The sequence below is a fragment of the Streptomyces netropsis genome (assembly GCF_014203545.1).
GTDB classification, from domain to species: Bacteria; Actinomycetota; Actinomycetes; order Streptomycetales; family Streptomycetaceae; genus Streptomyces; species Streptomyces netropsis.
Map to the genome: position 1 here is coordinate 146,122 of NZ_JACHJG010000001.1, position 13,635 is coordinate 159,756.

The 13,635-nt window shown below is 72.3% G+C and carries 11 protein-coding genes; 6 read left to right on the forward strand and 5 right to left on the reverse strand.

Translation table 11 applies throughout. The features are described from left to right. Positions 1 to 26 precede the first annotated feature (26 nt). From FHS38_RS00740 to FHS38_RS00755, 4 genes are read right to left on the reverse strand one after another with little or no spacing between them, the layout of a single operon-like run. Complete coding sequence (locus tag FHS38_RS00740) at positions 27 to 1,187, reverse strand: acyl-CoA dehydrogenase family protein (RefSeq protein WP_184729593.1); 1,161 nt, start codon at positions 1,185 to 1,187, stop codon at positions 27 to 29. Positions 1,188 to 1,190: 3 nt separating this feature from the next. Then, positions 1,191 to 2,129 (reverse strand): hydroxymethylglutaryl-CoA lyase, encoded by a 939-nt coding sequence (locus tag FHS38_RS00745; RefSeq protein ID WP_184729595.1) that lies wholly within the window; start codon positions 2,127 to 2,129, stop codon positions 1,191 to 1,193. Next, positions 2,126 to 4,288 (reverse strand): acetyl/propionyl/methylcrotonyl-CoA carboxylase subunit alpha, encoded by a 2,163-nt coding sequence (locus tag FHS38_RS00750; RefSeq protein ID WP_184729597.1) that lies wholly within the window; start codon positions 4,286 to 4,288, stop codon positions 2,126 to 2,128. Before FHS38_RS00750 ends, FHS38_RS00745 begins: the two co-directional genes overlap by 4 nt. A 26-nt stretch (positions 4,289 to 4,314) precedes the next feature. After that, the gene (locus FHS38_RS00755) at positions 4,315 to 5,946 is read right to left on the reverse strand and encodes a carboxyl transferase domain-containing protein (protein ID WP_184729600.1); all 1,632 of its coding nucleotides are present in this window, start codon (positions 5,944 to 5,946) and stop codon (positions 4,315 to 4,317) included. 88 nt (positions 5,947 to 6,034) lie between these two features. Between FHS38_RS00755 and FHS38_RS00760 the strand changes: the two genes are divergently transcribed. From FHS38_RS00760 to FHS38_RS00775, 4 genes are all read left to right on the forward strand, one after another. Beyond that, complete coding sequence (locus tag FHS38_RS00760) at positions 6,035 to 6,664, forward strand: SACE_7040 family transcriptional regulator (RefSeq protein WP_184729601.1); 630 nt, start codon at positions 6,035 to 6,037, stop codon at positions 6,662 to 6,664. 244 nt (positions 6,665 to 6,908) lie between these two features. After that, a complete protein-coding gene (locus tag FHS38_RS00765; RefSeq protein WP_184729603.1) occupies positions 6,909 to 8,066 on the forward strand; it encodes an acyl-CoA dehydrogenase family protein in 1,158 nt (385 codons plus the stop codon). A gap of 36 nt (positions 8,067 to 8,102) precedes the next feature. Continuing rightward, complete coding sequence (gene tesB / locus FHS38_RS00770) at positions 8,103 to 8,990, forward strand: acyl-CoA thioesterase II (protein ID WP_184729605.1); 888 nt, start codon at positions 8,103 to 8,105, stop codon at positions 8,988 to 8,990. A 62-nt stretch (positions 8,991 to 9,052) separates the two neighbouring features. Beyond that, a complete protein-coding gene (locus FHS38_RS00775) occupies positions 9,053 to 9,304 on the forward strand; it encodes a hypothetical protein (protein ID WP_184729607.1) in 252 nt (83 codons plus the stop codon). Positions 9,305 to 9,330: 26 nt separating this feature from the next. On the opposite strand, the gene FHS38_RS00780 is transcribed toward FHS38_RS00775, so the two are convergent. Then, complete coding sequence (locus FHS38_RS00780; RefSeq protein ID WP_184729609.1) at positions 9,331 to 10,119, reverse strand: phosphatase; 789 nt, start codon at positions 10,117 to 10,119, stop codon at positions 9,331 to 9,333. 199 nt (positions 10,120 to 10,318) lie between these two features. On the opposite strand from FHS38_RS00780, the gene speB reads away from it, so the two are divergent. Then, the gene (gene speB / locus FHS38_RS00785; protein ID WP_184729611.1) at positions 10,319 to 11,299 is read left to right on the forward strand and encodes an agmatinase; all 981 of its coding nucleotides are present in this window, start codon (positions 10,319 to 10,321) and stop codon (positions 11,297 to 11,299) included. A 216-nt stretch (positions 11,300 to 11,515) separates the two neighbouring features. Next, positions 11,516 to 13,630 (forward strand): potassium-transporting ATPase subunit KdpB, encoded by a 2,115-nt coding sequence (gene kdpB, locus FHS38_RS00790; RefSeq protein ID WP_184729613.1) that lies wholly within the window; start codon positions 11,516 to 11,518, stop codon positions 13,628 to 13,630. The last annotated feature ends 5 nt before the right edge of the window (positions 13,631 to 13,635 follow it).

Here is a 13,635-nt window from a genome sequence, read left to right on the forward strand (position 1 = left end):
GATTCTCGCAGGTGCGCGGGGGCGCCCTACAGGCCCAACTCCCGGGCGATCAGCATCCGCTGCACCTCGCTCGTGCCCTCGCCGATCTCCAGGATCTTGGAGTCCCGCCACATGCGCGCCACCGGGTACTCGTTCATGAAGCCGTAGCCGCCGTGGATCTGCGTGGCCTCGCGGGCGTTGGTGACGGCGATCTCGGAGGAGTAGAGCTTGGCCAGCGCCGCCTCCTTCTTGAACGGCTCGCCGTGCAGCAGCCGCGACGCGGCGTCGCGCCACGCGATCCGGGCCGTGTGCGCCCGCATCTCCATGTCGGCGATCTTGAACTGGATCGCCTGGTTGGCGCCGATCGGCCTGCCGAACGCCTCCCGGGCCTTGGCGTACGACACCGACTCGTCGACACAGCCCTGGGCGAGGCCCGTCGCCAGTGCCGAGATCGCGATCCGGCCCTCGTCGAGGATGCGCAGGAACTGGGCGTACCCGCGGCCTTCCTCGCCCAGCAGGTTCGCCGCCGGGACCCGGACGTCGGAGAAGGACAGCTCGCGGGTGTCCGAGGCGTTCCAGCCGACCTTGGAATAGGGGGCCGCGACGGTGAAGCCGGGCGTGCCGGAGGGCACGATGATCGACGAGATGCGCGGCTTGCCGTTCTCGTCGCGGCCGGTGACGGCGGTGACCGTGACCAGGCCCGTGATGTCCGTGCCGGAGTTGGTGATGAAGCACTTGGTGCCGTTGATCACCCACTCGTCCGTGGCCTCGTCCAGCCGGGCGGTGGTGCGCGTCCCGCCCGCGTCCGAGCCGCACTCGGGCTCGGTCAGACCGAACGCGCCCAGCATCTCGCCGGAACACATCTTGGGCAGCCACTCGCGCCGCTGCTCCTCGGTGCCGAAGCGGAAGACGGGCATCGCGCCCAGCGAGACGCCGGCCTCCAGGGTGATCGCCACGGAGGAGTCGACGCGGGCCAGCTCCTCCAGGGCGAGGCCGAGCGCCAGGTAGTCGCCGCCCATCCCGCCGTACTCCTCGGGGAAGGGCAGCCCGAACAGGCCCATGCGGCCCATCTCCCGCACGATCTCGTACGGGAACTCATGGCGCTCGTAGAAGTCGCCGATCTTCGGCGCGACCACGTCGTGTGCGAACTCCTGCACGGTGCGGCGGAGTTCCTCGTGCTCGGAGGAGAGGCGGTGGTCCAGCGACATGTCTCAAAGCTCCTGGGGGGAAAGGGCGCGGACAGTGCGGGACGGGCTGGGCCGCCCCAGGTGGCCGGCCATCCACACGCTGGTGGCGGTGAGCCGGCCGAGGTCGACCCCGGTCTCGATGCCGAGGCCGTCGAGCATCCACACGAGATCCTCGGTGGCGAGGTTTCCGGTGGCGCTCTTCGCGTAGGGGCAGCCGCCGAGGCCGCCGGCGGAGGCGTCGACGACGCGCACGCCGTGGCGCAGGGCGGCCAGGGTGTTGGACAGGGCCTGGCCGTAGGTGTCGTGGAAGTGCACGGCCAGCCGCTCGACCGGCACGCCCGCCGCGCCCAGCGCGGTCAGGACCGCGCCGACGTGGCCGGGGGTGGCGACGCCGATCGTGTCGCCGAGGCTCAGCTCGTCGCAGCCGAGGTCCAGCAGCCGGCGGGCGACCCGCGCGACCTGCCCGACCGGCACGGCCCCCTCCCAGGGGTCGCCGAAGCACATCGAGAGGTAGCCGCGCACGGTGACGCCGGCCTCCCGCGCCGTGGCCACGACCGGCGCGAACATCTCCAGCGACTCGTCGACCGTGCGGTTGAGGTTGGCCTTGGCGAAGGACTCCGTGACGCTGCCGAACACGGCGATCTCCCGCACGCCGAGGGCGAGGGCGCGCTCCAGGCCGCGCTCGTTCGGCACCAGGACGGGAAGGCGGGCCGCGACGCCGTCGAGCATCGGCATCAGCCGCTCGGCGTCGGCGAGCTGGGGCACCCACTTGGGGTGCACGAAGCTCGTCGCCTCGATGGTGGCGAGCCCGGCGTCGGCGAGCCGGCGGATGAACTCCGCCTTCACCTCGACGGGGACGACCGCCTTCTCGTTCTGCAGCCCGTCGCGGGGGCCGACCTCGTGGATACGGACGCGGTCCGGGAGGCCGGGCTCCGGCACGACCATCGGAAGTCCGTCGATCATGACTCCTCCTGAGGGGCGTCGGCGGGGGTGACGACGGCCAGGACCTGGTCCATGGCGACGGTGGCGCCCGCCGTCACGTCCAGTTCGGTGACGGTCCCGTCGTGCGGCGCGGAGATGACGTGCTCCATCTTCATCGCCTCCACGACGAGCAGGCTCTGCCCGGCGGTCACGACGTCGCCGACGGCGGCCTTCACGACGGTGACCGTGCCGGGCATCGGGGCGGTCAGCGCCCCGGCGTGCGCGGCCCCGGCGCCGCCGCGGGCGCCTGCGGGGTCGTGGTCCTGGACGTGCCAGGCGTCGCCGTCACGGCCGAGCCAGGTGCCCTCCGGGCCGGTGGCGTGGGTGAAGGTGTGGGTGAGGCCGTTCAGTTCGAGGGTGAGGGTGGTGGGGGTGAGGGTCACTATGCGGGTGGGGTGCGCGGGGTTCTGTTCCCCCACCGCTTCCCTTCCCGGAACCGAGGGCAAGCCTCCGGGCCCCCGGGGCGGCAGCGGCTCCGCGCCGGCGGGGAGGGGGCCGGTGCCGGCGAGCTGAGTCGCCGGGGCACCGCCCGCCGCGCCCGGCAGACGGGCCTCTGCCTTCGCCGCGCCGCCGCGCACCTCCACTGCCACCGGGTCCTGACCCGGAATGCGCAAGTGATGGACCGTCCACGCGGGCTCCCCGCCCAGGCGCCAGCCCGTCGGGAGCGAGAACGGGTCCACCCAGCCACCTGCGGGGAGTGCGCTCGGCTCCAGCGCCGCCTGCCGCAGCAGCGCCGCCGCCGCGTACACCTCGTCCGGGACGGACGTCCGCACCAGCGACGCCGCGTCCCGGTCGACCAGCCCCGTGTCCAGCGCGCCCGACACCACCGACGGGTGCGCCAGCAGCCGGCGCAGGAAACCGGCGTTGGTGTCCACGCCCAGGACGGTCGTCTCCGCGAGGGCGGCCCGCAGCCGGCGCAGTGCCGTCGGGCGGTCCGGGCCGTACGCGATGACCTTGGCGAGCATCGGGTCGTAGGAGGTGCCGACCTCCGTGCCCTCGGCGAGGCCGGAGTCCACCCGCACGCCCTCGCCCACGGGTTCGCCCAGGGCGAGCACCCTGCCCGCCGAGGGGAGGAAGTCCACCCGGCCGTCCGCCGTCGGCCGCGCGGTCTCCGCGCAGATGCGGGCCTCGACCGCGTGGCCGGTCAGGGTCACGTCGCCCTGGGCCGGGCCCAGCCGCTCGCCGGCGGCGACCCGCACCTGCCATTCGACGAGGTCCAGTCCCGTGATCAGCTCGGTGACGGGGTGCTCGACCTGGAGGCGGGTGTTCATCTCCATGAAGTAGTACGAGGCGGGGTCGTCGCCCGGCACGATGAACTCCACCGTGCCCGCGCCCGTGTACCCGCAGGAGCGCGCCGCCTGCACGGCGGCCTCGCCCATCGCCGCGCGGGTGGCCTCGTCGAGGAAGGGGGACGGCGCCTCCTCGATGATCTTCTGGTGGCGGCGCTGGAGGGAGCACTCGCGCTCGCCGAGGTGGATGACGTTGCCGTGGCCGTCCGCGAGGACCTGGATCTCGATGTGCCGGGGGCGGTCGACCCACCGCTCAACGAGCAGGGTGTCGTCACCGAAGGAGCCCCGCGCCTCGCGCCTGGCCGCGGCGATCTCCTCGCCCAGCAGCGATGCGTCGCGGACGAGGCGCATGCCCTTGCCGCCGCCGCCCGCCGAGGGCTTGAGCAGCACGGGCATGCCGATCTCCCGGGCCGAGGCCGCCAGCTCCGCGTCGGTCAGACCGCTGCCGGAGGAGCCCGGCACGACCGGCACGCCCGCCGCCCGCACGGTCTCCTTGGCGCGGATCTTGTCGCCCATCAGCTGGATCGCCTCGGCGGGCGGGCCGATGAAGGCCAGCCCGGCGTCCGTGCAGGCGCGGGCGAACGCGGCGTTCTCCGCGAGGAAGCCGTAGCCGGGGTGGACGGCCTGCGCGCCGCTGCGCTCCGCGGCCGCCAGCAGGCGCGGGACGGACAGATAGCTCTCCGCGGCCGCCGCGGGGCCGATCCGCACGGCCGTGTCCGCCTCGCGCACATGGCGGGCGTCCGCGTCGGCGTCGCTGAACACGGCGACCGAACGGATGCCGAGCGCGCGGAGCGTACGGATGACGCGGACCGCGATCTCGCCTCGGTTGGCGACCAGGACGGTGTCGAACATGGAGTCTCCGCTTGTCATGAGGGCGCTCACATCCGGAAGACGCCGTAGCCGGGCGCCGACGGGTCCTTCGCGGGCAGCGGGGCGTTGGCGCAGGCGGTCAGCGCGAGGCCCAGCACCTGCCGGGTCTCCAGCGGGTCGATCACCCCGTCGTCCCACAGCCGGGCGGTGGCGTAGTAGGCACTGCCCTGCGTCTCGTACTGCTCGCGGATCGGTGCCCGGAAGGCGTCCTCGTCGGCCGCGCTCCACTCCTCCCCGCGCGCTTCGAGCTGGTCGCGCTTGACGGTGGCGAGGACGGACGCGGCCTGCTCGCCGCCCATCACGGAGATCTTGGCGTTGGGCCACATCCACAGGAAGCGGGGGGAGTAGGCCCGGCCGCACATCGAGTAGTTGCCCGCGCCGTACGAGCCACCGACGACGACCGTGAGCTTGGGGACGCGGGTGCAGGCCACCGCCGTGACCATCTTCGCGCCGTGCTTGGCGATGCCGCCCGCCTCGTAGCTCCGCCCGACCATGAAGCCGGAGATGTTCTGCAGGAAGAGCAGGGGGATGCCGCGCTGGTCGCACAGCTCGATGAAGTGCGCGCCCTTCTGGGCGGATTCGGAGAAGAGGATGCCGTTGTTGGCGACGATGCCCACCGGGTGGCCGTGGATCCGGGCGAAGCCCGTCACCAGAGTCTGCCCGAACTCCGCCTTGAACTCCTGGAAACGGGAGCCGTCCACGATCCGAGCGATGATCTCGCGCGCGTCGTAAGGGGTGCGGGAGTCGACCGGGACCGCGCCGTACAGCCCCCGCGGGTCCGTCCTCGGCTCCTCGGCGGGCTCCACCGACCAGGGCAGCGGGCCGCGCCCGGGGAGGGTGGCCACGATGTTCCGCACGATCCGCAGGGCGTGCGCGTCGTCCTCGGCGAGGTGGTCGGTGACGCCCGAGACCTTGGAGTGGACCTCGCCGCCGCCCAGCTCCTCCGCCGTGACGACCTCGCCCGTCGCGGCCTTCACCAGCGGCGGGCCGCCCAGGAAGATCGTGCCCTGGTCGCGCACGATCACCGCCTCGTCGCTCATCGCCGGGACGTAGGCGCCGCCCGCCGTGCAGGAGCCGAGCACCGCCGCGATCTGCGGGATGCCGGCGCCGGACATCCGGGCCTGGTTGTAGAAGATCCGGCCGAAGTGGTCGCGGTCGGGGAAGACCTCGTCCTGCAAGGGGAGGAAGGCGCCGCCGGAGTCCACGAGATACAGGCAGGGGAGCCTGTTCTCCAACGCGACCTCCTGGGCGCGCAGGTGCTTCTTGACGGTCATCGGGTAGTACGTGCCGCCCTTGACCGTGGCGTCGTTGGCGACGATCACCACCTCGCGCCCGGACACCCGCCCGATGCCGGAGATGACGCCCGCCGCCGGGGCGGCCCCGCCGTACATCCCCTCGGCCGCCAGCGGCGCGAGCTCCAGGAACGGCGACCCGGGGTCCAGCAGCGCGTCCACCCGGTCGCGCGGCAGCAGCTTTCCGCGCGCGGTGTGCCGCGCGCGGGCCTTCTCGCCCCCGCCCAGTCGTGCGGCGGCGAGCTTCTCGCGCAGTCCGGCGGCCAGCTCGCGGTGGGCGGCCTCATTGGCCCGCCAGGCGTCGGACGCCGGATCTGCGGTGCTCCCCAGCACCGGTGCCTGCTGCATGGACTCGAGCTCCCTTGCTCGGTTAATGAGCGTTAACACGTTTCCTTCAGGTTAACGACCACTAACGCCGCTGTCTAGAATTGATTTCGTGACAGACGCAGCAACCCGCCCCCAGCCCGCCCCCGCCCTCACCCGCCGTGAGCAGATCCTCCGGGAGGCCGCCCGGCTCTTCGCCGAGCGCGGCTTCCACGGCGTCGGGGTGGACGAGATAGGGGCGGCGGTCGGCATCAGCGGCCCCGGTCTCTACCGGCACTTCGCGGGCAAGGACGCCATGCTCGCGGAGCTGCTGGTGGGGATCAGCGAGCGGCTCTTCGACGGCGGCTGCAGGCGGGTCGCCGAGGCCGCCGCCGAAGCGGACGGCGACCCGGCCGCCGTGCTCGACTCGCTCATCGACGGGCACATCGACTTCGCCCTGGACGACCGGGCGCTGATCACCCTCCACGACCGTGAGCTCGGCCAGCTGCGGGACAGCGACCGCAAGCTGGTGCGCTCCCTCCAGCGCCGGTACGTGGAGCTGTGGGTCGACGTCGTCCGCCGGCTCCACCCGGACGCCACCGAGGCCGACGTCCGCGGCGCCGTGCACGCCGTCTTCGGGCTGCTCAACTCCACCCCCCACCTCAGCCGGCCCGCCGCCCTCCCGGGCCGCGCGGCCACGGCGGCGCTGCTGAGGCGGTTGGCGCTCGGCGCGCTCGCCGCCCTGTCCGCGGGCGCGGCGTAGGCCGTGTCGTCCGCACCCCGCTGCGCGGCGGTGTCCTCAAGTGCCGGACGGGCTGTCATCGGCTGGGCTCAGCCGGAATCAAGCCCGTCCGGCGCTTGAGGACACGCCCGAAGGGCGCCCGCCGCCGCAGGCGGCACCCGGCGTTCCCCCGGAAGGGGCCCGGCTCTGGACAGCCTTGGTGACCCCTGGGTAACTTCAGCCGAGCAAGCGCTTAGTAGGGCGTGAGACGAGGGAGGGAGGCGCTGTGCGTCGCACGGTGTTCAACGAGGACCACGAGGCGTTCCGGGAGACCATCCGCGACTTCATCGCCGCCGAGGTCGTGCCGGTCTACGACGAGTGGCGCGAGGCGGGTTCGGCGCCCCGGGAGTTCTACAAGAAGCTCGGCGAGCTGGGCGTCTTCGGTATCGAGGTGCCCGAGGAGTACGGCGGCGCGGGCGAGACCAGTTTCAAGTTCCAGGCCGTCATCGCCGAGGAGTGCGCCCGGGTGGGCGTGAGCTTCGGCGGCAGCAGCGTGCACACCGCGCTCTGCCTGCCCTACCTCCTGAAGTACGCCACCGAGGAGCAGAAGCGGCGCTGGCTGCCCTCCTTCGTCTCCGGCGACATGATGACCGCCATCGCCATGACCGAGCCCGGCACCGGCTCGGACCTGGCCGGCATGAAGACCACCGCCAGGCTCTCCGAGGACGGCACGCACTACGTCCTCAACGGCGCGAAGACCTTCATCACCGGCGGTGTCCACGCCGACCGGGTGCTCGTGTGCGCCCGCACCGCCCCGCCCACCCCCGAGGACCGGCGCGGCGGCATCTCCATCCTCGTCGTCGACACCGCCTCCGAGGGCTACGCGGTCGGCCGCAAGCTGGAGAAGCTCGGCCTCAAGACCTCCGACACCGCCGAACTCTCCTTCACCGACGTCAAGGTGCCGGTGGAAGACCTCCTCGGCGAGGAGGGCAAGGCGTTCGGCTACCTCGGCCACAACCTCCCCCAGGAGCGGCTGGCCATCGCCGTCGGCGCGTACGCCCAGTCCGCCGCGGCCGTGGAGTTCGCCAAGGCGTACGTCCAGGACCGCACCGTCTTCGGGCAGTCGGTCGCCGCGTTCCAGAACACCAAGTTCGTGCTGGCCGACTGCAAGTCCGAGGTGGACGCGATGCAGGCGGTCGTCGACCGCGCCCTCGACGCGCACGACGCCGGTGAGCTGACCCCGGCCGACGCCGCGTCCGCGAAGCTCTTCACCACCGAGCGCGCGGCCGCCGTCATCGACAAGTGCCTCCAACTGCACGGCGGCTACGGCTACATGATGGAGTACCCGATCGCCCGCCTGTACGCGGACACCCGCGTGACCCGCATCTACGGCGGCACCAGTGAGGTCATGCGCTCGATCATCGCCAAGTCGATGGGCCTGTAGGCCGTCCCACCCATCCCGTAAGGAACCACCGGCCACATGAGCGAGCCACCCACCCCCCTGGACGATCTGCTCGGTCAGCTCGACCTCGAGCCCATCGAGCAGGACATCTTCCGCGGCACCACCGGCCGCCCCACCCTGGTGCCCCGGGTCTTCGGCGGGCAGGTGGCCGCTCAGGCCCTGGTCGCCGCGGGCCGCACCGTCCCCGACGACCGCGTCGCCCACTCCCTGCACTCCTACTTCCTGCGCCCCGGCGACCCCGAGGTGCCCATCGTCTACACCGTCGACCGCATCCGGGACGGGCGCTCCTTCGCCACCCGGCGCGTGGTGGCCGTCCAGCACGGGCAGCCGATCTTCCACCTCTCCGCGTCCTTCCAGACGTACGAGGAGGGGCTGGAGCACCAGGAGCCGATGCCGCCGGCGCCGGACCCGGTCACCCTGCCCACCGCCGCCGAGATGCTGCCCCGGCACGCCGGCCTCCTCGGCGGCCCCGACATCGTGGAGCTGATCCTCAAGGCGCGCGGAGCCGTCGACCTGCGGTACGTGGACGAGCCGCCGTTCGCCAGCATGGGGGAGCCGCGCGAGCCCAGGTCGCAGGTGTGGTTCCGGACAAACGGCAAACTGGCGGACGACCCGCTGCTGCACCTCTGCCTCGCCACCTATGTCTCCGACATGACGCTCCTGGACTCCGTCCTGCTCGCCCACGGGCGCGGCGGCTGGGCGGTCGGTGACGTCGTCGGCGCCAGCCTTGACCACGCCATGTGGTTCCACCGGCCCTTCCGGGCCGACGAATGGCTGCTCTACGACCAGGAGAGCCCGACCTCCCAGGGCGGCCGCGGGCTCGCCAGGGGCCGGATCTTCACACAGGACGGGCGGTTGGCGGTTTCGGTCATCCAGGAAGGCGTGGTCCGCGTCCCGCGCGGCTGAGCCAAGTACCCTCCTGGGGTTGATCTTTCGAGAACGATCTCGACTACAGGGAGGGATGCGGCATGTCGCGTGGGGGAGCGCCGATGGGGATGGCGGCCAGAGCGCTGCTGATGACCGTTGGGGTCGTCGGCATCGTCGCCGGCGGCGTAGTGCTGTTCTTCTGGCACGGCAGGATCGTCCAGCTCACCGACTGGCCCCGGCTGTACTCCGGAGTCCTCTTCCGGCTCGCCGAGGCCGCCGTCCTCTACGGAGGCAGCTGGCTGTGCGTCCGTGCGTGGAACGGCGGCCCGGGCAACCGGGAGGAAACGGCCTAGGCCTGTCCGGAGCCGGCTGGACCTGCTCAGGCCTCCGGCGACAACCCCGCCGCGGCCAGCAGGTACGCCGTCATCGGGTCGTAGAAGCGCGGACTCTGGACGTGGTCGTCGATCGGCACGGCGACCTGGAGGGTGCCCTCGGCCTCGGCGAGGAAGAGGGCCGGATCGTTGGAGTCCGCGTAACCGACCGCGTCCAGACCGCGCTGGGCCGCGCACCCCGCCCAGCCGTGGTCGGCGACGACCAGATCCGGCAGCGGGCGCCCCTCGCGGACGAGACCGTCGAGGATCGCGGCCATCGGGGCGGGGGAGTGGGTGTGCCACAGCGTCGCCCCGCGCTCGAAGACGGCGACGTCCGCGAACTGGAAGACGTAGCCCTCGTCCGCCGTCAGCCCGTCCGGGATCACGACGATCTCGCACCCCGCCGCCCGCAGCGCGGCGGCCGTGGCCCGGTGCACGTCCAGCAGCCCGCCGGGGTGCCCGGTCGCGAAGAGCACCCGCTGCCGGCCCATGGCCGCCTTGCGCAGCACGGCGGCCATGCGGTCCAGGGCCGCGACCGTCAGCTCGGGGTCGATGGTGTCCTGGCCCGCGCGGTGGTTCAGCTCGTCGCTGACGCCGCAGCGCTCCGCCATGACGGCCAGCACGTCCTGCTCGTCCGTCCAGCGGTCGCCGAATTCCAGCCCGAACCAGTAACGGCGATCACCGTTCGCGAGCTTGCGGTAGTGGTCGAGGTTGTTCTCGCGGGGCGTCGCGACGTCTCCCGCGATGCGCGTACGGACGAGATGATCGATCAGAGCGGTACGGCTGGGTATCGACATGGGCTCATTCTCCCCCGCGATGTGTGCGCGATGGACGACGCGTCCCCACGCGATGGACGTCGTGTCTATATGGCGAGGCCGGACCCTTCAATCCGTACATGTGCGGAATCCGTCGCCCTGCCTACCCTCGGGTACGTCCTCCACTGCCGCCCCGACGTTGCCCCGACCGTAATTCGTCCGTGATTCGAGAGGCCCCCGCATGACCCCCCAGAACAGCCCCGCCCCCCTTGAACCGCGTGGCCCCGTCGACTCCTCCCGCATCCCGCGCTACGCCGGTCCCGCCACCTTCGCCCGCCTGCCCCGGCTGGACGAGGTCGGCAGCACCGACATCGCCGTCGTCGGCGTGCCGTTCGACACCGGCGTCTCCTACCGGCCGGGCGCGCGCTTCGGCGGCAACGCCATCCGTGAGGCCTCCCGTCTGCTGCGTCCGTACAACCCGGCGCAGGACGCCTCCCCCTTCGCCCTCGCGCAGGTCGCGGACGCCGGTGACATCGCGGCGAACCCGTTCAACATCGACGAGGCCGTGGAGACCATCGAGGCCGCGGCGGACGACCTGCTGGGCACCGGCGCCCGCATGATGACGCTGGGCGGCGACCACACCATCGCGCTGCCCCTGCTGCGCTCGGTCGCCAAGAAGCACGGCCCGGTGGCCCTGCTGCACTTCGACGCGCACCTGGACACCTGGGACACCTACTTCGGCGCCGAGTACACCCACGGCACGCCGTTCCGCCGGGCGGTCGAGGAGGGCATCCTCGACACCGAGGCGCTGTCCCACGTCGGCACGCGCGGCCCGCTGTACGGCAAGAAGGACCTGACCGACGACGAGAAGATGGGCTTCGGCATCGTCACCTCGGCGGACGTCATGCGCCGCGGCGTCGACGAGATCGCCGACCAGCTCCGCCAGCGCGTCGGCGACCGCCCGCTGTACATCTCCATCGACATCGACGTCCTGGACCCGGCCCACGCCCCCGGCACCGGCACCCCGGAGGCGGGCGGTCTGACCTCCCGCGAGCTGCTGGAGATCATCCGCGGCCTGTCCTCCTGCAACCTGGTCTCCGCCGACCTGGTCGAGGTCGCCCCGGCGTACGACCACGCCGAGATCACGTCGGTGGCGGCGTCGCACGCGGCGTACGAGCTGACGACGATCATGTCCCGGCAGATCGCGGCGTCGCGCGCCTGACGCGGTGCCCCGGGGCTCCGCCCCGGACCCTGGTCCTCAATCGCCGGACGGGCTGGATCTCCAGCCCGTCCGGCGATTGAGGACACAGCACAGCGAGCCCGTCCGGCGATTGAGGACACGGCACGGCGTAAAGACCGCGTAAGGCGAGGCGGCCACGGCGCCAAGGGCCCGTAAGGACCCGATCACGGTCCGTGTCCGAACCGGTTGGCTGAGCGGATGCTCTACCGTGCCCCGCAACGCCGCACCCGCCACAGCCACCGCCGGGTCGCCGGCGGTCTCGTCGATCCCAAGCAGCTGATCGCCTCCTTCCCGGAAGCGGTCCGCAAGCTGCACCCGAGGGTGATGGTCAAGCACCCCGTGCTGTTCGTCGTCGAGACCGGGGCCGTCCTCACCACGCTCTCCGCCTTCCTCGACCCGTCCGTCTTCGCCTGGCTGATCAGCGTCTGGCTCTGGCTCACCGTGGTCTTCGCCAACCTCGCCGAGGCCGTCGCCGAGGGGCGGGGCAAGGCCCAGGCCGAGACGCTGCGCCGCACCCGCTCCACCACCGTCGCGCGGCGGCTGCGGTCCTGGCGGGTGGGGATCGGGCGCTACGACTGGGAGGAACAGCGGGTGCCCGCGGCCGATCTGCGGCCGTACGACTTCGTGGTGGTCGAGGCGGGCGAGACCGTACCCGGCGACGGCGAGGTCGTCGACGGGGTCGCGGCGGTGGACGAGTCGGCCATCACGGGCGAGTCCGCGCCGGTCATCCGCGAGGCCGGCGGCGACCGCTCGGGCGTCACCGGCGGCACGAAGGTGCTCTCCGACCGGATCGTCGTCCGGATCACCTCCCGCCCCGGCCACACCTTCCTCGACCGCATGATCGCGCTCGTCGAGGGCACCACCCGGCAGAAGACCCCCAACGAGCTGGCGCTCAACATCCTGCTCTCCTGCCTCACCGTCATCTTCATCCTGGCCGTGGTCTCGCTCCAGCCCATGGCCGGCTGGGCCGGCGCCCCGCAGAGCATCACCGTGCTCGTCGCCCTGCTGGTCACCCTCATCCCGACCACCATCGGCGCACTGCTGTCCGCGATCGGCATCGCGGGCATGGACCGCCTCGTGCAGCGCAACGTCCTCGCCCTGTCCGGCCGCGCCGTCGAGGCCGCCGGCGACGTCAACACCCTGCTGCTCGACAAGACCGGCACCATCACGCTCGGCGACCGGCAGGCCGCGTCCTTCGTCCCCGTCAACGGCATCGCCCACGAGCTGCTCGCCGACGCCGCCCAGCTGTCCTCCCTCGCCGACGAGACCCCCGAGGGCCGTTCCGTCGTCGTGCTCGCCAAGGAGAAGTACGGGCTGCGGGAACGCCCCGAAGGGGACCTGGCGCACGCGCACTGGGTGCCCTTCACCGCGCAGACCCGGATGAGCGGCGTCGACTTCGCCTACGGGGACGAGTTCTGCCGCATCCGCAAGGGCGCGGGCGCCTCGGTGACGCGGTGGGTCACCCAGCGCAGCGGCTCCGTACCCGCCGAGGCGGGCTGGATCGTCGACTCCATCGCGGCCGGGGGCGGCACCCCGCTGCTCGTCGCCGTGGAGGACGCGGACGGCGCCCGGGTGCTGGGTGCCGTCCACCTCAAGGACGTCGTCAAGCCCGGCATCGCCGAGCGCTTCGCCGAGCTGCGGGCCATGGGCATCAAGACCGTCATGATCACCGGCGACAACCCGCTCACCGCCAAGGCCATCGCCGCCGAGGCGGGCGTCGACGACTTCCTGGCCGAGGCCACCCCCGAGGACAAGCTGGCCCGGATCAAGGAGGAGCAGGCGGGCGGCAACCTCGTCGCGATGACCGGCGACGGCACCAACGACGCCCCGGCGCTGGCCCAGGCCGACGTGGGCGTCGCCATGAACACCGGCACCTCGGCCGCCAAGGAGGCCGGGAACATGGTCGACCTGGACTCCAGCCCCACCAAGCTCATCGAGATCGTCGAGGTCGGCAAGCAGCTGCTCATCACCCGCGGGGCCCTGACCACCTTCTCCATCTGCAACGACGTCGCGAAGTACTTCGCGATCGTCCCCGCCATGTTCGGCGGCGTGGCCGGCTACGAGGGCCTGGAGAAGCTCAACATCATGGGCCTGCACAGCTCGACCTCGGCCATCGCCTCGGCGATCGTCTTCAACGCCCTCGTCATCGTCGCCCTGATCCCGCTCGCCCTGCGCGGGGTGCGCTACGCCCCCTCCTCCGCGCACGCGCTGCTGCGCCGCAACCTGAGCCTGTACGGGCTGGGCGGGCTGATCGCGCCCTTCGTCGGCATCAAGCTCATCGACCTGCTGATCCAGTACCTGCCCGGCATCTGACGCGG